20 protein-coding genes are annotated in these 18645 nt (G+C 67.1%); 15 read left to right on the forward strand and 5 right to left on the reverse strand.

Annotated features, from left to right (window positions below; translation table 11 throughout):
- Positions 1–1122 (forward strand): TonB-dependent siderophore receptor (locus AC07NG_RS12430; RefSeq protein WP_494594316.1); only part of this gene is annotated, 1122 nt, incomplete at its 5' end.
- A gap of 261 nt (positions 1123–1383) precedes the next feature.
- Here the strand turns inward: AC07NG_RS12430 and AC07NG_RS12435 are convergent.
- Positions 1384–2451 carry a Rieske 2Fe-2S domain-containing protein gene (locus tag AC07NG_RS12435; RefSeq protein ID WP_494594317.1) on the reverse strand — a complete coding sequence of 356 codons (1068 nt, stop codon included), beginning with the start codon at positions 2449–2451 and terminating at the stop codon, positions 1384–1386.
- Positions 2452–2544: 93 nt separating this feature from the next.
- Here AC07NG_RS12435 and AC07NG_RS12440 point away from each other — a divergent pair, with 93 nt between their 5' ends.
- The 12 genes from AC07NG_RS12440 (at position 2545) to AC07NG_RS12495 (ending at position 12642) form a co-directional block, all read left to right on the forward strand.
- Positions 2545–3267: a GntR family transcriptional regulator gene (locus AC07NG_RS12440; RefSeq protein ID WP_494594318.1), complete on the forward strand. Its 723-nt coding sequence runs from the start codon at positions 2545–2547 to the stop codon at positions 3265–3267.
- A 294-nt stretch (positions 3268–3561) separates the two neighbouring features.
- A complete protein-coding gene (trbB, locus tag AC07NG_RS12445) occupies positions 3562–4470 on the forward strand; it encodes a P-type conjugative transfer ATPase TrbB (RefSeq protein WP_494594464.1) in 909 nt (302 codons plus the stop codon).
- Positions 4471–4554: 84 nt separating this feature from the next.
- Positions 4555–4866 (forward strand): TrbC/VirB2 family type IV secretion system protein, encoded by a 312-nt coding sequence (locus AC07NG_RS12450; protein WP_101719783.1) that lies wholly within the window; start codon positions 4555–4557, stop codon positions 4864–4866.
- On the forward strand, positions 4866–5132 hold the full coding sequence (locus tag AC07NG_RS12455) for a VirB3 family type IV secretion system protein (protein WP_494594319.1): 267 nt from the start codon (positions 4866–4868) through the stop codon (positions 5130–5132). The genes AC07NG_RS12450 and AC07NG_RS12455 overlap by 1 nt, the downstream gene beginning before the upstream one ends.
- Positions 5133–5135: 3 nt before the next feature.
- On the forward strand, positions 5136–7577 hold the full coding sequence (gene trbE / locus AC07NG_RS12460; RefSeq protein WP_494594320.1) for a conjugal transfer protein TrbE: 2442 nt from the start codon (positions 5136–5138) through the stop codon (positions 7575–7577).
- Entirely contained in the window at positions 7574–8290 is a 717-nt protein-coding gene (trbJ, locus tag AC07NG_RS12465; protein ID WP_494594321.1) for a P-type conjugative transfer protein TrbJ, read from the forward strand. Before trbE ends, trbJ begins: the two co-directional genes overlap by 4 nt.
- The gene (gene trbK-alt, locus AC07NG_RS12470; RefSeq protein WP_494594322.1) at positions 8287–8523 is read left to right on the forward strand and encodes a putative entry exclusion protein TrbK-alt; all 237 of its coding nucleotides are present in this window, start codon (positions 8287–8289) and stop codon (positions 8521–8523) included. Before trbJ ends, trbK-alt begins: the two co-directional genes overlap by 4 nt.
- Positions 8520–9773 carry a P-type conjugative transfer protein TrbL gene (gene trbL, locus AC07NG_RS12475; protein ID WP_494594323.1) on the forward strand — a complete coding sequence of 418 codons (1254 nt, stop codon included), beginning with the start codon at positions 8520–8522 and terminating at the stop codon, positions 9771–9773. Before trbK-alt ends, trbL begins: the two co-directional genes overlap by 4 nt.
- A gap of 1 nt (position 9774) precedes the next feature.
- Positions 9775–10461, forward strand: a complete 687-nt coding sequence (trbF, locus tag AC07NG_RS12480; protein WP_494594324.1) for a conjugal transfer protein TrbF — start codon at positions 9775–9777, stop codon at positions 10459–10461.
- Entirely contained in the window at positions 10458–11246 is a 789-nt protein-coding gene (gene trbG, locus AC07NG_RS12485) for a P-type conjugative transfer protein TrbG (RefSeq protein ID WP_494594325.1), read from the forward strand. The genes trbF and trbG overlap by 4 nt, the downstream gene beginning before the upstream one ends.
- Positions 11243–12418 (forward strand): TraB/TrbI/VirB10 family type IV secretion system protein, encoded by a 1176-nt coding sequence (locus AC07NG_RS12490; protein ID WP_494594326.1) that lies wholly within the window; start codon positions 11243–11245, stop codon positions 12416–12418. The genes trbG and AC07NG_RS12490 overlap by 4 nt, the downstream gene beginning before the upstream one ends.
- Positions 12415–12642, forward strand: a complete 228-nt coding sequence (locus AC07NG_RS12495) for a DUF2274 domain-containing protein (protein WP_494594327.1) — start codon at positions 12415–12417, stop codon at positions 12640–12642. The genes AC07NG_RS12490 and AC07NG_RS12495 overlap by 4 nt, the downstream gene beginning before the upstream one ends.
- Here the strand turns inward: AC07NG_RS12495 and AC07NG_RS12500 are convergent.
- Complete coding sequence (locus AC07NG_RS12500; RefSeq protein WP_494594328.1) at positions 12639–13061, reverse strand: helix-turn-helix domain-containing protein; 423 nt, start codon at positions 13059–13061, stop codon at positions 12639–12641. The genes AC07NG_RS12495 and AC07NG_RS12500 overlap by 4 nt on opposite strands.
- A 380-nt stretch (positions 13062–13441) precedes the next feature.
- Here AC07NG_RS12500 and AC07NG_RS12505 point away from each other — a divergent pair, with 380 nt between their 5' ends.
- Positions 13442–13738: a hypothetical protein gene (locus tag AC07NG_RS12505; RefSeq protein ID WP_494594329.1), complete on the forward strand. Its 297-nt coding sequence runs from the start codon at positions 13442–13444 to the stop codon at positions 13736–13738.
- Positions 13739–13837: 99 nt separating this feature from the next.
- On the opposite strand, the gene AC07NG_RS12510 is transcribed toward AC07NG_RS12505, so the two are convergent.
- A complete protein-coding gene (locus AC07NG_RS12510; RefSeq protein WP_494594330.1) occupies positions 13838–14254 on the reverse strand; it encodes a response regulator in 417 nt (138 codons plus the stop codon).
- A 183-nt stretch (positions 14255–14437) separates the two neighbouring features.
- Positions 14438–16963, reverse strand: a complete 2526-nt coding sequence (locus AC07NG_RS12515) for a hybrid sensor histidine kinase/response regulator (protein WP_494594331.1) — start codon at positions 16961–16963, stop codon at positions 14438–14440.
- Positions 16964–17194: 231 nt separating this feature from the next.
- Here AC07NG_RS12515 and AC07NG_RS12520 point away from each other — a divergent pair, with 231 nt between their 5' ends.
- Complete coding sequence (locus AC07NG_RS12520) at positions 17195–17344, forward strand: hypothetical protein (RefSeq protein ID WP_494594332.1); 150 nt, start codon at positions 17195–17197, stop codon at positions 17342–17344.
- Between the two features lie 425 nt (positions 17345–17769).
- Here AC07NG_RS12520 and AC07NG_RS12525 read toward each other — a convergent pair whose 3' ends face one another.
- Positions 17770–18318: a LamG-like jellyroll fold domain-containing protein gene (locus AC07NG_RS12525; protein ID WP_494594333.1), complete on the reverse strand. Its 549-nt coding sequence runs from the start codon at positions 18316–18318 to the stop codon at positions 17770–17772.
- Between the last annotated feature and the right edge of the window lie 327 nt (positions 18319–18645).

The raw sequence follows: 18645 nt of genomic DNA on the forward strand, positions 1-18645 counted from the left end.
GGCGAGAACTTCCAGCAGTTCAACACCGGCCAGACCAGCAATCCGCTGACAAGCATCCCCAACCTGTCGCTGTTCGCCCCGACCTATGGCGGAACCCTGCCCAGCATGGACCTTACGGTCCTGTCGTCGGCCTATGTGAACACCTACAGCCGTCGCGAGCAGAAGGGCCTCTACGCGCAGGACCAGATGACCATCGGCCGGCTGCAACTGATCGCCAGCGGTCGCTACGACTGGTACGAGCAGATCACCGACAACAAGAAGAACAGCACCTCCAGCACGCTGGAGCAGAACGCCTTCACCATGCGTCTGGGCGGTCTCTACGAGCTGGGCGCGGGCCTGGCGCCCTATGTCAGCTACTCGGAATCCTTCGAGCCCCAGGCGGGCACGACCTGGCAGGGCGAGGCCTTCGTGCCCGTCACCGGCCGTCAGCTCGAGGCAGGCCTGAAGTATCAGCCCAAGGGCACGTCCGCGCTGTTCACCCTGGCGGCCTATGAGCTGGAGCGCCGCAAGGTTCCGGTCGCCGATCCGCAGGCCGGCACGAACGGCATCCCGGCCAATTCGCAGATCCAGATCGGCGAAGTCCGCGTGCGCGGCGTCGAGCTGGAAGGTCGCGGCGAGGTCTCGCGCGGCCTGAACGTGGTCGCCGCGCTCAGCTACACCGACGCGATCATCACCCAGGGCGCGCCGGCCATCGCGGCCACCGCCACTAACAGTGGCACCCCGACCACCACGGGCACCCGCCAGTTGGGCGTGCCGAAGTGGGGCGGCTCGACCTTCGTCTCCTACGACCTGGGCCGCGCCGGCCGGGCCGCGGGCCCGGCGGCGGGCCTGCGCCTGGGCGGGGGCCTACGCTATGTCGGCGGTTCGGACGGCACGACGACCTATGCGGTGATCAACAACGTCACCACCTTCCAGCGCTTCCACACCGACGGCTTCATCCTGGTCGACGCTCTGATCGGCTACGACCTGGGCGCGGCCTCGGCCGACCTGAAGGGCTGGGAGGCGGCCCTGAACGCGGCCAACCTGTTCGACAAGCGGCACATCTCGGCCTGTCCGTTCAACAACAGCTGCTACTTCGGCTCCGCCCGCACGGTGACGGCGACACTGCGCTACAGCTGGTAGACTGCTTCGGCTGGCGGCCAGCTGGCCGCCAGCCGAAGCAGGCATTGGTGTCCGATCTGCAATCAGCTCCCGCTTAACCCTGCATGACCGTGAAAGTCGCCTTTCTGGAGCCGCTAGAGCTTCTGCTCGTGGCGCAGCTCAGCTCTTTGGAACGTGATGGCTGCGACGAGCGCCGTCCCGCTCCTGCCTTGCGAAGGTCAAGCCGGACCGAGCCGGCCACGATCTCATGCGCGAAGTCGCGATAGCTGCGCAGTGGACGCCTCAGGTCGCGGCGGCAAGTTCGGCCGCGATCGCCTGCTCGATCATCATGCGAGAGCGCACGCCGCCGGCGTCGATGTTCAGCCTCAGCAGGCGGCGGTCGGGATGGCGCAACAGGTTGTCTTGCTGGCGCTCCAGCATCTCCAGGTCCTCGCCGAAGATCCTGGCCTGGCCCTGGCGGATGGTGTTGGTCAGGGCCGTGTCTTCGACCGCGAAGTTGCGGGCCATGCCCCAGAAGTACCAGTGTGAGGTTTCGGTCTCGGGCGTGATGAAGTCGACCACGATGCTGGAGGCCTTCCGGTCAGCCGGCGCGTCGTAGCCGCCAAGGCCTTCCAGCGCCACGCCGACCTCGATCATCACGTGGCTGGGCGCCGAGAAGCGGCAGATCTGCCAGCGGTCGACGATCGCGTCCTCGGGAAGGCCAGCGCCGCGCAGGGCCATGCGCCAGAAGGGCGGCGCGGCGATCTTCTCCATGAACCGGCTGGTGACCACCTGGTCGGCCTCGACGCGGGTGTTTACCGGCGCCTCGTCGATCTCCTTCTGGCCGATGCTGGAGGCGTGGACATAGGTCTCGTGCGTGAGGTCCATCAGATTGTCGACCATCAGCCGGTAGTCGCAGGCGATGTGATAGAGCCCGCCGCCATAGGCCCAGTCGGGGCTTTCGGCCCAGGGCAGGTGATGCAGCTTGGCGGGGTCGGCTTGATCGGCCTCTCCTGGCCAGACCCAGATGAAACCGTAGCGCTCCAGCACGGGGAAGGCGCGAATGGTCGGGAAGCTCGTCACCCGCTGTCCGGGCATTGAGGCCGCACGGCCGTCGCAGTCCATGCTCAGGCCGTGGTAGCCGCAGACCAGCTCGCCGTCGCGCACGAAGCCCAGAGACAGCGGCGCGCCTCTGTGCGGGCAGAAATCCTCCAGGGCCACGGCCTGGCCGGACCGGCCGCGATGGAAGACCATGCGCTCGCCGCAGATTTGCCGGCCCAGGGGCTTTTGCGCGATCTCGTCAGGGGTGCAGGCCACATACCAAGCGTTTCTCGGCCAGGTCGTCCCCGGCGCTTCCTTCTGTGGACCCATGCTCGCTTCCTCCCGGCGGCAACCTGTGTCGCTCGTATTGGATCCAATAGGGGCGTCGTAAGGATCGGTGTCAAGTGATTGGATCCATTCTTCTTGCTGCTCGAGCGTGGACAGATAGTCTGGTCGATGATGGACATGCCCAAGATGAAGCCCGGCCAATGGGTGATCGTATCGCTGCGCAAGATGATCGCCTCGGGCGAGCTGAAGCGCGGTGAGCGGATCGCGGAAATCGCTACTGCGGAAGCCCTTGGCGTGTCGCGAATGCCGGTTCGCATGGCCCTGAGGACACTTGAGCAGGAAGGTCTTGTGGTGAAGCTAGGCGCGCGAGGATATGCGGCGCGCGGACCCTCGGAGATGGACATTCGCGGGGCGATCGAGGTGCGGGGCGTTCTGGAAGGCCTGGCTGCATCCCAGGCGGCCAACCGGGGTCTGTCGCCCGAAGACGCCGCAACGCTCCGGCGTTGTCTGCAAGACGGCGACGCCCTTTTGGACCGCGATGCTCTCGATGAAGCGGCGATCGAGGCCTATCACGCGCTCAACCTGACTTTCCACGCAATCCTGGTGGAGGCTGCGGGCAATTCGGCCATTGTGAGCGCCCTGGCTCGTAACAACGGCCTGCCGTTCGCTAGCGCCGACGCCTTGGCGCTCGACCTGAACGATCCGCGAGGCGAACTCCTGCATCTGCGGGCCGCTCACGCTCAGCACCACGAGGTCTTCGAGGCTTTGCTGGCCGGCGATGCGGCGGCGGCCGAAAGGGTGATGCGCGATCACGCCTTGGCGGCCATCCGCAACGCCAAGGTGTTCGTCGAGCCGTAGCGCTTTGATCTGAGGTTCTTGGCGTAGCTGTTTGCGTCGCTTCGCTGCGAACGCATCAGGCTCAGGCGGCTGGCGGCGATCTGGTCGTTGTTGGCGTTCGACGCCGCGGCCGAGAAGCAACGGCGTCGAGCGCGGTCATTTCGCCGTTTTCCTGTCTTTGTACGCCAGAGTGCGATCTGCCGATTTGGCTGTTGAGATCGGCCGATCCTGCGTCTTCTTACTCATCCCCGTAAGCAACGGGGACCCGCCGTGGACCATTCCGAAACCGAGACCGGACGCGAGCGCAGCCGCCAGATGCTGCGCACCGCCTTGGGTCCTTTGCTGCTGGCGCGGCTGGAGGACCCGGGCGTGGCCGAGGTCATGCTCAACCCCGATGGCCGGGTCTGGATCGACCGCTTCGATGCGGGCTTGATCGACGCAGAGCTGTCGATCGGGCCGGCCGACGCCGAACGGATCCTTCGCCTGGTCGCTCACCATGTCGACGCCGAGATCCACGCCGGCCGGCCGAGACTGTCGGCCGAGCTGCCGGGCACCGGCGAGCGCATCGAGGGCCTGCTGCCGCCGCTGGTCGCGGCGCCGACTTTCTCCATTCGCAAGCCCGCCAGCCTGGTCTTCACCCTGGCCGACTATGTCCGCGCCGGCGTCATGAGCCAGGAGCAAGGCAGGGTGCTGCGCGACGCGGTGGCCATCCGCGCCAACATCCTGGTGGTAGGCCCCACCTCCAGCGGCAAGACCACCCTGGTCAATGCTCTGCTGGCCGAGGTCGCCGCCTCAGGCGACCGGGTGATTATTGCTGAGGACCTGCGCGAGCTGCAGTGCGCGGCGGAGAACCAGGTGGCCCTGCGCACTCGTGAAGGCCTGGCCAGCCTCGCGGATCTGGTGCGCTCGTCCCTTCGCCTTCGTCCCGACCGGATCATCATCGGCGAGGTGCGCGGGGCCGAGGCCCTGGACCTGATCAAGGCCTGGGGCACGGGCCATCCGGGCGGTGTGGGGACCCTGCATGCGGGCTCGGCGCTGGGCGCGCTGCTGCGCCTGGAGCAGTTGATCCAGGAAGCGGTGGTCGTGGTGCCCCGCGGCCTGATCGCCGAAACCATCGACCTGATCGCGGTCCTGCAGGGGCGGGGCCGACAGCGGCGCCTCTCGGACCTCGCGCGCCTGGATGGGCTCGCGCCCGACGGCGCCTACCAGCTCAGCCCCGCCTGAGATCCCGCCCCTAAACCCCCGGAGTTTCTGAAGATGTCCACGCGAGAACCCTCGCGCCTGCGCGCACGCCTGCTCGCCGGCTCCATGCTCGACTGCCGCGGGGGCGTTCCGCCCCTGACCATCGCCGCCCTGCTGGTCGCCTCGTCGGCCAAGGCCGCCGGCTCCTCCATGCCCTGGGAAGAGCCGCTGCAGCGGATCCTGGAGTCCATCGAGGGCCCCGTCGCCAAGATCATCGCGGTGATCATCATCATCGTCACGGGCCTGACCCTGGCCTTCGGCGAGACCTCGGGCGGCTCGCGCAAGCTGATCCAGATCGTCTTCGGCCTGTCGATCGCCTTCGCCGCCAGCTCGTTCTTCCTGTCGTTCTTCAGCTTCGGCGGCGGGGCGCTGGTCTGATGGCCGGCGATCGCGGACACGGGTTCGCCGCACCCGTCCATCGGGCCCTGATCGAACCGATGCTGCTGGCCGGCGCCCCGCGCGCGATCGCCCTGGTCAACGGCACCCTGGCCGCGGCCCTGGGGGTGGGCTTGCGGCTCTGGATCGTCGGCCTGGCCGTCTGGCTGGTCGGCCATGGCCTGGCGGTCTGGGCCGCCCGCCGCGACCCGCAGATCTTCGATGTCGGTCGCCGGCACGTCCGGCTGCCGGCCTACCTGGAGGTCTGAGCCATGCTCGATCTTCGGGAATATCGCCGTCGGCCCGCGCGCCTTGCCGACTTCCTGCCATGGGCGGCCCTGGTCGCGCCGGGCGTCGTTTTGAACAAGGACGGCTCGTTCCAGCGCACTGCGGAGTTTCGTGGGCCGGACCTGGATTCGGCCACGGACGCCGAGGTCGCCGCGGTGGCGGCGCGTTTGAACAGCGCGCTGCGGCGGCTGGGCTCGGGCTGGGCGATTTTCGTGGAAGCCCGCCGCGATCCGATCGGCGCTTATCCCGACAGCGCCTTCCCAGACCCGGTCTCGACCCTCGTCGAGGCCGAGCGCAAGGCCGCCTTCGTCGAGACCGGCGAGCACTTCGAAAGCCGCTACTACCTGACCCTGACCTATCTGCCGCCGGCCGATCGCCGAGGTCGGGTCGAGGGCCTTTTCGTCGAAGGGCGGGCGGGGGCAGGGCTCGATTGGCGCGCCGAGCTTTCCGGCTTCGTCGACCGGTCCGACCGTCTGCTGGCCTTGCTCGACGGGCTGATGCCCAAGGTTGGCTGGCTTGATGACGCTCAAACCTTGAGCTTCCTGCACGGGGCGATCTCGACGGTGCGCCAGCGGGTGGCGGTCCCCCAGACGCCGATGCAGCTGGATGCGCTGCTGGCCACCGAGCCGCTGGCCTGCGGCCTGCAGCCCCGGCTTGGGCGGGCGCACCTGCGCGTCCTGATCCTGACCGGCTTTCCGGCCGCAACGACGCCTGGCCTGCTCGATGAGCTGAACCGGCTGGGGATCGCCTATCGCTGGAGCACCCGGGCCCTGTGCCTGGATAAGACCGATGCTGCGGCCCTGCTGGGCAAGATCCGCCGCCAGTGGTTCGCCAAGCGCAAGTCGGTTCTGGTTCTGCTGCGCGAGGCTCTGACCCAGGAGCCGTCGCCCCTGGTTGACAACGACGCGGCCAACAAGGCCGTCGATGCGGATCTGGCCCTGCAGGACCTCGGCGGCGATGCGGTCGCCTACGCCTATGTCACCGCCAGCCTGGTGGTTTGGGACGAGGATCCTGCAGTCGCCGACAGCAAGCTGGCGCTGGTCGAAAAGGTCATTCAGGCCCGGGACTTCGCCGTCATCCGCGAGAGCGTCAACGCGGTGGAGGCCTGGCTCGGGACGATCCCTGGCCATGCTTACGCCAACGTCCGCCAGCCGCCGCTCTCGACCCTCAATCTGGCTCACATCGCGCCGATGTCGGCGGTCTGGGCTGGGCCCGAGCGCAACATCCATCTCGATGGCCCGCCGCTGCTCTTGGCTCGAACCGCTGGCTCTACGCCGTTTCGGCTGAGCCTCCACGTCGGCGATGTTGGTCACACGCTGGTGGTGGGGCCGACGGGAGCGGGCAAGAGCGTGCTCCTGGCGCTGCTGGCCCTGCAGTTTCGCCGCTACCCGAAGAGCCAGATCTTCGCCTTCGACTTCGGCGCCTCAAGCCGCGCCGCGGCGCTTGGCATGGGTGGCGACTTCCACGACCTCTCCGGCGAGGGCGGGGCGGTGGCGCTCCAGCCCCTGGCGCGGATCGACGATCCCGAGGAGCGAGCCTGGGCGGCCGGCTGGCTGGCCGCCGTATTGGCCCGCGAGGGCGTGGGGATCACCCCGGCGGTCCGCGACCATCTGTGGACCGCGCTTGGCAGTCTGGCCAGCGCGCCGGTCGCCGAGCGGACGCTGACGGGCCTAGTGGCGCTGCTGGCCAGTCAGCCCCTGAAGGCTGCCCTCGGCCCCTTTATTTTGGGCGGTCCGTTCGGCCGGCTGCTGGATGGATCGGGCGAAGCCCTGGGCAGCGCCGACGTCCAGGTCTTCGAGACCGAGGGTCTGGCCAGGAGCGCCGCAGCGCCCGCGGTCCTGACCTATCTCTTCCATCGCATCGGCCGCCGGCTCGATGGTCGCCCGACCCTGATCCTGATCGACGAGGGCTGGCTGGCGCTCGACGACCCGGCCTTCGGCGCCCAGCTGCGCGAGTGGCTGAAAACCCTGCGCAAGAAGAACGCCTCGGTGATCTTCGCCACCCAGTCGCTGGCTGATGTGACGGGTAGCCCGATCGCCGCCTCGATCGTCGAGAGCTGCCCGACAAGGATCTTCCTGCCCAACCCGCGAGCGATGGAGCCGCAGGGCGCGGCCGCCTACGGCCGGTTTGGTCTGAACGAGCGCCAGATCGAGATCCTCGCCCGGGCCACGCCCACACGCGACTACTACCTGCAATCGCGGGTCGGCGATCGTCTGTTCGACCTGGGCCTTGGCCCCGTGGCGTTGGCGTTCTGCGCGGCCTCTTCCAAGGCCGACCAGACTGCGATCGGCGCGGTGCTCGCGGCGGTGGGCAGGGAGGGGTTTGCGGCCGCCTGGTTGAACCTGCGGGGCCTCCCCTGGGCGGCCGACCTTCTGACTTCGGGGGCGGCGGGCGCTTCCCCTTCCTTCCCGGAGAGCCTGCCATGACCCTTTCCCGACGCCGCCTGGCGGCGGCGCTTTTGGCCGCGCAAGCGGCCGCCAGCCTGATGCTGGCGCCGCCGCTAGCCCAGGCCCGGATCGTCGTCTTCGATCCGACCAACTACGTCCAGAACGTGCTGACGGCCGCCCGCGCCCTGCAGTCGATCAACAACCAGATCAGCTCCCTGCAGAACGAGGCGCAGATGCTGCTGGGCCAGGCCAAGACCCTGGCCAGCCTGCCGTATTCGACGCTGGCGACCTTGCAGGCGCAGGTCGACCGCACGCGCCAGCTTCTCGGCGAGGCCCAGGCCCTGGCCTATGACGTCGCCTCGATCCAGAAAGCCTTCACCACCAACTTCGGCGCGGTTTCGCTGTCGGCCTCCGACGCCGACCTGACGGCCCGGGCCGACGCGCGCTGGACGACGGCGATGGCCGGCTTCCAGGACGCCTTGAAGCTTCAGGCCGGCGTCGTCGAAGGCCTCGGCGCCAGCCGTGACCAGCTCACCACCCTGGTCGGCGCCAGCCAAGGCGCGGTCGGTGGCCTGCAGGCCGCCCAGGCCGGCAACCAGCTCCTGGCACTGCAGTCGCAGATGCTGGCCGACCTCATCGCCCTGGCCGCCGCCCAAGGTCGCGCCCAGGCGCTTGAAGCCGCCGACAAAGCAGCCGCCCGCGCCGACGCCAAGGCCAGGTTCGCCAAGTTCATGGGATCGGGCTCGCAATGAGGTGGGCCATCGGTCTTAGCGTCGGGGCCTGGATCCTGATCGGCGCCGTCGTGGTCACGGTTCGGGGGCGGCATGAGCCTGCGTCCACGGTGCGGATGGAGGTCGCTGGCTATCGCGGCGATCCCGAGCTTGGACGTTGCCGCGACCTGGGTGAGGCGGCCAAGGACGATCCAGCCTGCCGCCAGGCCTGGGCGCGCGCCCGGGCCCACTTCTTCGGTGAGGCCCGGCCATGAGCGACACCGGCGTCATCGACCGCTTCTTCGATACCTACGGCCGCTACATCGACAGCGGGTTTGGATTGCTTGGCGGGGAGGTCGCCTTCCTGTCGACGACCCTGGTGGCCATCGACGTCACCCTGGCCGCGCTCTTTTGGGCCTGGGCTCATGGCGAGGACATTCTCGCCCGGCTGGTCAAGAAGACCCTTTATGTTGGCTTCTTCGCCTTCCTGATCGGCAACTTCCACACCCTGACCGGCATCGTACTGTCGAGCTTCTCGGGCCTTGGCCTCAAGGCGGGCGGGGTGGGAACCGCAGCTGAGGATTTTCTGCGGCCCGGCAAGCTTGCGGCATTGGGCCTGGAGGCCTGCAAGCCGATCCTGCAGTCGGCCAACGACCTGAGCGGATTTCCCGGCTTCTTCGAAAACGCCGTTCAGATCCTGATCCTTCTGATCGTGGCGCTCCTGGTGATCGTCTCGTTCTTCGTCATCGCCGTGCAGATCTTCGTGGTTTTGATCGAGTTCAAGCTCGTCAGCCTCTGCGGCTTTGTCTTGGCGCCGTTCGGTCTCTTCGGGCGCACCGCGTTCCTGGCCGAAAAGGTCCTGGGCAACGTCATGGCCTCGGGCGTCAAGGTCATGGTGCTGGCGGTGATCGTCGGCATCGGCTCGACCCTGTTTTCAGAGTTCACCAGCCAGGCGGCCGGCCAGCCGACGATCGAGGACGCCCTGGCCATGGCTCTGGCGGCTCTCACCCTTCTGGGCCTTTCGATCTTTGGTCCCGGCATCGCTTCGGGCCTGGTCTCCGGGGCGCCGCAGCTGGGCGCGGGCGCGGCCGTCGGCACCGGCATGGCCGTGGCCGGCATGGCCATGGCCGCGGCGGGCGCTGCCCAGATGGCGGCCGGGGCGGTCTCGGGCATGTCGTTCAGCGGGTTCGGCGGCGCGCGTGCGGCTGGCGCGGCCGGCGCTGCGGGTGGTCGTCTGCCGCCGCCAGACGGCGGCGGAGGGCCCTCTGGTCCGCCGCGCTTGCCGCCGCCTGGCGACAGCGGCGGGGGAGGCGGCTCTGGCTTCACCATGCCGCCCCCCAAGGCCAGCAGCGACGACGAGGGCGGCGGCGGAGAGGGCGGTAGCGGCGCGCCAATGGCCCCCGTCTGGGCTCGGCAGCTTGCCGACCGCCACGCCCTGACCCGCGGCGCGGAGATGGCCGCCTATGCGATCGGCGGGGTTCATGACAATGGCGGCGACGCCGCCCCCAGCCTGAAGGAGGATTAGGATGAACCCCTTTAAGGGCGCGGAGCGCTATGGCGCGACACCGCAGCCGGAAACCCCTTACCAGCGCGCGGGCCAAGCCTGGGACGAGCGCATTGGCTCCGCCCGCGTCCAGGCCGCCAACTGGCGCTTGGCGGCGCTGGGCCTGCTGATGGCCAACTCCGCACTGTGCGGGAGTCTGGCCTGGCTGGCGACTCGCGGCTCGGTGACGCCTTGGGTGGTCGAGGTCGATCGGCTGGGCGAGCCGCGCATCGTCGCGCCCGCGGTGCAGGGCGCCAGGCCCACCGACCCGATGATCGCCTGGACCCTGGCGCGGTTCATCACCGACGTGCGCGCTGTTTCCATCGACCCGGTCGTCATGCGCCAGGCCTGGCTTCGGGCCTACGACTTCACCGACGCAGCCGGCGCTGCGGTCCTTTCGGACTACGCCCGGCGTGCTGATCCTTTCGCCCAGGTTGGCCGCGCCCAGGTGGTGGTCACGGTCAGTAGCGTGGTGCGCGCCACCCCCGGCAGCTTCCGGGTCGCCTGGACCGAGCAGCGCTACGCTGAGGGGCAGCTGGCCGCCACCGAGCGCTGGACCGCCATCCTGACCATCAATCTCGTCCCGCCTCGCACCCCCGAAGGCCTGCGGTCCAATCCTCTGGGCGTCTTCGTTTCTGGCATCGCCTGGTCCAAGGAGTTCGGCGCATGACCCGCTCTGTCCTGATGGTCTGGCTGGTGCTGGCCAGCCCTTGTGCGGCCGCGCCCTCCGCCCAGCTGGAAGTCCCCGGCGGCGCCAAGCGCTTCGACTACCGCGAGGAGGCGGTCTATCCGGTGATCGCCACGCCGGGTCGGATCACCGACATCGTGCTCGAGCCCGGCGAGGCCCTGGTCGGCTCGGGACCGGTAGCGGCCGGCGACACCGCCCGCTGGGTGATCGGCGATACGATCAGCGGCCAGGGCGCTGGTCGACGCGTTCACGTCATGATCAAGCCCACAGCCTCGGGCTTGGCCACGAACCTCATCATCAACACCGATCGGCGCACCTACCATCTGGAGCTTCGTGCTTCGGCCCGGACCTGGCTGTCGCAGGTGTCCTGGCGATATGTGGCGGCTGTGGAAGCGGCGGTGGCGCCTTCGATCGTTCCGGTCGTCGTGCCCGATATGGTCTTGGCGCCGGCGGTCCCGGCGCGGCCGCTCAATACCGCCTATCGGATCAGCGGCGCCCATCCGAACTGGCGGCCGGTGGCCGTGTCGGACGATGGCCACCGCCTCTTCGTCGATTTCGGCCCGGCCGTGGCGATGGACGACCTGCCGCCGCTCTACCGCATCGGCCCCGACGGCAAGACCGCCGAACTCGTCAACTACCGGATCGAGGGCCGGCGGATCGTCGTCGATCGCCTGCTCGATCGCGCCGAACTGCGCCTAGGCGCCAAGCATCGGGCCCAGGCTGTGCGCCTGACGCGCCTTTCCCTCGTCAAGGAGGCAGGCCAATGAGCCAGGACGCCGACCAGGCCGAAGAGGCCATCGCCAAGACCCTGCGCCTCCGCGGCCCCCAGGTTCCTGTCGCGCGGGTTTCGCGCAGGGCTCTGGTCATCGTCGGCGCCGTCCTGATCGCCGGTGTCGCCGGCGCGCTGGGCTGGTCGCTAATGGAAAAGCGCAAGGCAGCGCCCGCGGAGGCCAAGTTGACGACGGCCCAGCCGCCCGAGACCGTCACCGCCTTGCCGCGCGGCTACGTCGGGCCGGCCGGCACGCCGGCCCTGGGACCGCCGCTGCCGGGGGATCTGGGCCGGCCCATGCTTAGCGCCGCGCGGGCCCGAGAGGAGGAGGCCAAGACGGCGCCGGTGGTCGCGGGCGCGAATGCGCCGGCCGTAGGTCAGGCGCCGCCGGTGGTCGATCCGCGGGTCGAAGCCGAGCGCCAAGTCCGTAGAGCGGCGATCCAGAGCGGCCTCTTCGTGGCGGCGGTGGCTCAGGGCGCGCGCGAGGCTGTTTCGGCCGCGGCCTTGGAGCCGGTGGCCGCATCGTCGGGAGACAAGGCGATAGCGGGCGATGCGCGTCTCACCAGCGTCGAGCGCCTCCAGGCGCCGGCCTCGCCCTATGTACTCCAGGTCGGATCGATCATTCCCGCCGCCCTGGTGACGGGGCTGCGGTCCGACGCTCCAGGCATGGCCATCGCTCAGGTTACTCAAGACGTCTACGACAGCCTAGGCGGCGGCTATCTCCTGATCCCCAAGGGCTCGAAGCTGGCCGGCGAATACGACGCCCAGGTTCAGGCTGGCCAAAGCCGGCTGAGGGTGGTGTGGACTCGCCTGACCCTGCCGTCGGGCAAGTCGATCGTTCTGGACAAGCTGCCCGGCGCCGACGAGCAGGGGATGGCCGGGTTGCAGGATGGCGTCGATCGCCATGGCGGCCGGGTCCTGGCCGCGGCTGGGCTTTCCACCCTGCTCGCCATCGGGGCCGAGGTCGGCTCGTCCAGCGAGGAGAGCGACATCGCCCGCGCCGTTCGCCGGGCCGGCGCTAACACCGCAAGTTCCGTTGGCCAACAGATGGTCGGCAAGAGCCTGGATCTCGCGCCGACCCTCACAATCCGGCCCGGCGCACCGCTACGGGTGCTTCTGACCCGAGACCTCGTCCTGGAACCCTATGCCGACGAAAGGAAGGCGCCATGAGTGGAAAACTGAAGCTCGGCGCGCTGGAGGACGATACACCCGTGAAGGTGACCCTCGACCTCCCCGCCGCCATCCACCGCGATCTCGTCGCCTACGCTCAGGCCCTAGCGGCCGAGAGCGGCGGCAAGCCCGCCGAACCGGCGCGTCTGGTGGCGCCGATGCTGGCCCGGTTCATGGCCACCGACCGGGCGTTCGTTCGTGGGCGAAGAGGGCGGTCCGCTTAGGCGACCTGCCGCTCGTCGTCCAGTTCAGCCAGGGTCTCAATCAGCGCCAGGATTTGACGGCGGCGTTCGCTCTTCAGGCCCGACAGGAGTTGAGCGATCGCCAGCCCGTCCGGCGAGGACAGCAAGGCCTGGATTGCGCGGGCGGTTTCCAATTCGGCCCGGTCGACGACAAGGCCATTGTCAGTCGCTGGCAAGCCTTCGAAGAACCAAGCCGGGCCAACGTCGAGGATATTGGCCAGCGCATAGAGCATCGACGCGCTGACGCGGTTGGTCCCGCGCTCGTACTTCTGAATCTGCTGGAAGGTCAGGCCCAAGCCTTGGGCGACCTGGGCCTGGCTAATCTTCTTGAGCCGGCGGCGCATACGGATGCGCGCGCCGACATGCTGGTCGATAGGGTGGGGCGGGGTCTTGGACGGCAAGAGGGCTCTCCGGTAGCGATGTCTGCAAGGAGAGACACGCCAGGGAGGCTGTCTTGGTAGTTGGGGCTAAAAAAGCCGCGAGGGCGGCGTCAGCGAGCCCAGCCTCGATCGCGTATCGGCAAGCGCCAGTGTGCGCTCTGAGATTGTCCCGCTAGAACGGCGCAATGTTGGAAGGAGCGTCTCTGCTTGACTCTCGCCGCTGATCCCAATGCCGCCGTTGCGGCTGCCCTAGGCGCCTGTTGCGATGATCCGCGTCCGCTTCATTACGCGGTCATGCTCGCCGGCCGATTGGGGCGCGGGCAAAACGACGTTTCTGAAGGGCTTCCTGGCTGCGAGAAGCGAGCCATATCTGTTCGTCAGCCTCTATGGCGTCATGTCGATTGGACCAGTTCTTCCGCCAACTGCATCCCATCCTGTCGTCCAAGGCCGCCAAACTCGGTGGACTGGTCCTGAAGGCGGTAGCCAAAGGCGCCTTCAAGTTCGATCTGGGCAGCAGCGATGAAGCCAGCCTCGACTTCGGCATCCCCGATATCAAGCTCAAGGACTTCACCGACAACCCAAAGGGGGGCTGCCGAATTGGTCTTTCACGCGATCAGGGGTCTTTTCTCAGTTTTGCTGCGCGCGACCGTGGCCGGCGATTACTCGATGAATCTGCATCGCGAAGGTCGTGTTCCTGAAGCCGCCCAAGGGCAGATAGTAGCGCGGTCAAGCCTGATTTCCGGATTCAACCGGCAACTCGACCGCGCTGCCATATAGGCAGGGCGCTCGTGAGCGCTCTAGCTCCCAACTCTCTCCTTGACCTTCCCCAAGGATTTTTCTGAACTCATCGCGATTACGCGAGCGGAGATGGCGCGCAAAGCGTCGAGGCTGAACGGCTTGAGCAGCACCTCGTCGGCCCCCAATTGCAACGCAAAATCGAGCACCTGGGTTCCTGATAGCAACTTGGCGCCGGCTGACATGGCGATGATCCTGGTCGACGGGAAGCGTCTGCGTATCTCGATGATGGTCTCGATGCCTTCCTGGACCGGCATGAAGATGTCGAGGATGACCAGATCGTACGAGGCTACGGAAAGCTGCTCGATAGCCTGGGCGCCGTGCTCAGCGGTGACGCAATGGTGGCCTTCGATGCCGACCATCATGGAAAGATATTCACGGACGAGAGGATCGTCGTCCACGATGAGAATATCGGCCATCTTCCCCTCGCCACCCGTATTGAGGGAACTTAAGGCGAAGTCTCCGAATGCGCGCGGCGGCAGATGGTCGCAAGCTTGAGGCGAGGGGCCAAGCTGATCAGACGATTTCGCCCAATCTCTTTTCGAGACGAAAGGTCGTGTTTCTGGGGTTACGTCGAAGGCGGCAAGCGACGGCAACGAGGATCAGGTTGTTGGCTTTTTGTCTGATCCTGCGTCCTCCATCGCGCGGACGACCGCCGACAGCAGCGCGGCCATGTCCACTGGCTTGGTGAGCACATCGTTCATGCCGGCATCCAGGCAGGCCTGACGTTGATGGTCCATGGCGTCGGCGGTGAGGCCGATGATCGGGATCGCGTCGAGGCGAAGATCCGAGCGCGCACGGCGAGCAGCTTCGAGGCCGCCGAGCACGGGCATGTTCACGTCCATGAGGATCAAATCGAAGGGCTCCGCGCCAAGCCGATCGAGCGCAATTTGCCCGTCCTCGGCTTCGACGAGGGTGCATCCCAACGGGGCCAGCATCAGCCCGATCACCTTGCGGTTTACTGGATGATCCTCGACCAGCAAAATCTTCAAACTCGCCGTCGAGGGCTCGGAGACCTCATTCGCCTCCGGCATGCTCGGCGGTTCCGTTAGCGGGAGCTGGCAACGGAAGCTCAAGGTGAAGGTCGAGCCTTCTCCCTCCTGGCTCTCGACCGCGACGTCGCCGCCCATCAGCTTGGCCAGTCGACGGGTGATGTTGAGCCCCAACCCGCTGCCTCCATACCTCTGTGCGGTTGTCGCATCGGCCTGCTCGAAGGCGCCGAACAGCCGCGCGCAAGTTTCCGGCGACATGCCGATGCCCGTGTCACTCACCGAGATATGCGCCATCACCTCATGGTCGCCGGAGGACTCGCACCGCAGACGCAAAAGCACGCCGCCCATCTCGGTAAACTTGATGGCGTTCGACAGCAGATTGGACACGCATTGACGCACGCGCACAGGATCGAAGATCAAAGTCGGTGGCGTATCGTCGATGTCGAGAGTCAGGCTGATGCCCTTCTCTGCGGCCAGTACGCCGTGAATCCTGACCAGTCGCTCGCATTTGCGCGCCAGGTCAGCGGGCAAGGGCGCGATCTGCAGTTTGCCCGCCTCGATCTTGGACAGGTCCAGTACGTCGTTGAGCAGGGTCAGAAGATTGCGCCCAGAGTCCTCGATGAGCTCCACCTGCTCGCGCTCTCCTGGTTCGAGGGGCTCGAGTTTCAATGCTTGGGCCAGGCCAAGCATGCCGTTGAGGGGGGTGCGCAACTCGTGGCTCATCGTGGCGAGAAATGTCGATTTGGCCTCGCTGGCGGCCTCGGCGCGGGCTTGAGCCTGAGCAAGCGCCCGGGCTGTTCGTCTTTGCTGGAGCACGAAGGCCACCGCGCCCAGTGTCATGACCCCGAACAGGCCGGCGACTAGACCCCAGGCGAGCGACAGGCGGCTCTGGAACTGGGCTTGGCGTCCGGCGCGCTCGCCCTTTACCCGCTCGGCGTCCAACGCCGTTTGGAGGGCAGCGGCGATATCCGTCATTTTGCGCTGGTGGTCGTCTTGGAGGCGGACAAGCGTCTCCTCGCGGGATTTTTCCAAGGCGTCGAACGCCGCCAGTCCCTGGCCTTCCGCCCGGAGAAGATAGGCCAGGCTCAACTGCTCGGCATCGCGTCCGCGCGCGGCGGGTGCGGCCTGCAAGCGGGCAAGGTCGGCCCGCCCATCGGCCACGTCCCCCATACGGGCGCGGGCCGCTAGGCGCAGTCGCAGCGCAGAGACCGCCCAGCCATCGTTGGCCTGGTCCAGAGCCTGGGCGACTGGCCGCAAGCATTCGACAACACGCCGGGGCGCATCTTGAGCGTCGGCGATCGCCGCGCAGAGATAGGCGTTGAAGAAGGGGGCCCGGGGGCCGCCCGACGTGGCGATCAGGTCGCCGTGAAGCCGCCACAGCATCTGCGCCGAGGCGAATTCGCGCGCCCTCACCGCAAGGAGCGCTAAATTATAGACCCGTTCGGCATCCTGAGTGGCCGAACCGATCCGGCGATCGATTGCGGCCGCGTCTGCAAGGTGATCGAGGGCGCCGTTGTCATCGCCAAGTTCGCTCAACACCCGAGACATCAGCGTGTGCGCTTCGGCCACTATCGGCTGGGCCAGGGGCTCGTTGCGAGTTGCGTCGAGCAGCCGCGCGCCCGTACGTGTCGCACTCGCCCACTGATCCCGACTGGCGGCGATCCGCAAGCGCTCCAGTTCGATGACGTGATCGACATCGTCATTCTCTCTGGCGATGCGCTGCCACGCCGTGAAATCAGCCCTGCGCCCTGGGGCGTCGGTCGCGGCCTTTGAGGTGGTCAACACCGTGACCATGGCCGCAAGAGGCTGATCATGTTCACGCGCAGCGACAGCGCGGACGCGAGCCGCCCAACGCTCGAAATCGGCGCGTTGACCGTTGTTGCGGTAGTAGCTGAGGGTGCGCCACAGGCCGTAGAACCGTTTCCTGCCAGTCGCATTTATCGTGGCCGCGCCAGCCGCTTCGATATCGGCTGACGAAAGCCGCCCGTGATGCGCGCGGATCTGGTCGCCAATGACCTTAAGCCGCTCAGCCCGTGGTGAAGCCATCGCAACGCCGCTTATCAAGGCAAGGACGAAGGCCAGCGAAAGGAGACCATACGCCAGGTGTCGCGCCTGGCGTTCCGCGCGACCAGCCATCAACCACATGTCGAAACCAACCCAGTCGCCCCAAAATGGGGACCTCAAGCTACAGCAAATCGAACGGGCGTGCGCAGCGCGCCCAGCCGCCAAGAATGTCGTCCGGAGCGCCGTGCAAAAGGGTGGCAAGGCGCGTAGGCTGACAACCGTTAGACGGCGCCGCCTCTCTTGCTCCGCACAAAAAGGGACATCCGGCGCTAGAAATTTTCTAGCGTCTCCTCATTCCCAATCATGATCGCCGTCACGCCATGCGACGTCGGCTTCTCGGCTCTGGCCAAGGCCATGGACTTGACCATCCCGGTTGCCGGCATCGGCGGTGACCAGATCGTCAAGCTGCGCTCGATCCGCTTTGGCGGCGTGTGGGAGAAAGAGCATTCTTAATGTGCATGGTCAGCTCGATCAGCATCGAGATTTCTGCCGTGCGCGCCGCCGGCGCTCTACGATACCGCCCGGGCGCTATCCGCCATCTTCCTGATCCCACCGGTACTAAGGGTGATTTAGAAGGAAATCTCAGAATGCGAGCGGTGGCAGACGGTCGCAAGCCTGACCTTCAACCGTCGCCGGCCTCGCTCCGCGCACGCCAACGCCCCGTGAAATCAACTTTGGCAGAGGCCTCCTTGGAGTCTCCCGAGGCGCATGAACCACCCCGCCGGCCCCATAGAGGTGATACTGCCGGGAAATATCACCACGCCGCCTGCGTCCTTGCTGACGCAAGCTTTTAAGTCTTCCGTCCATCGCCAAGTATACACCGTCGGAAGCGAGAAGCCCCCAAGGAGGGCGCCTAATACTGCCGCTTCATCAAACCCCTAGGACATGACCCGCACGCCGCTGAAATGGGCCAGCGTGCCTGGGCCGATCCAGAGCGCCACTGCGCCCTTGGCGTCGGCGCCGTGCTTGAGGTCGCCAACGATCAGGGTCGGCTGCTTGGCGCCGTCGACATGCAGCCGAGCCTTGGAGCCCGCCACCACAATCCGAACGTGTGTCCAACGCCCCGGTTCGAGATCGACATAGGTCTCGTACTTGGACGGGGCTTCGGCGCGCAGCCGCTCCCAGGGATGGTCGGGGTGCGAGATATACTGGACGGCATGGTTGCGGCGTAACTGGTCGTCGGCCCGGCCGTTGGTTGGACGCAGATAGATGGCCTCCAGCTTGGCCCCGTCGCGCACCCGGAAAGCGACGCCCACGAAGCCTCGCGCCGTGGCGCTGGCTGTGGCGCTCGGGGAGCCGCTTATCCAGGCTTCGATGACGCCGTCGCCGAACACGGGCGTGTCGAGCACCACCAGCCGGTCTAGCTCTGGGACGTTCTCCAACGCCGTGGCGCGTAGGGCCGGACGGTTCCTATAGTTCGTCCGCATCGTGTCAACGCCAATGGCCCGGATTACTCCGGTCTCCAGCCCCGTCCCACCGACGACGCGTGGTGCGGCTAGCGCGGCCAGGGAATTGGCTGAGGCTATCGAGATCGCGGAGCAGCCGATCGCGGCCCGACGGGTCTGAGCGTTGCCGGACATTGGACACTCTTGGTGGTGGACGAAACCACCTTCATCGTCGCGCATGGCCGGATCAAGGCCATGCTTGGCGGGGGCGAACCCGACCAGGAGTCGATGAGAAACGGCTTCATCATTGTCCGCCCTCAGGCTCGACGGCTGCACTCCCGCTCATTCGGCCCGTCGCGGTCTACAGGT

This window comes from Caulobacter sp. GW821-FHT10C03, assembly GCF_059415485.1.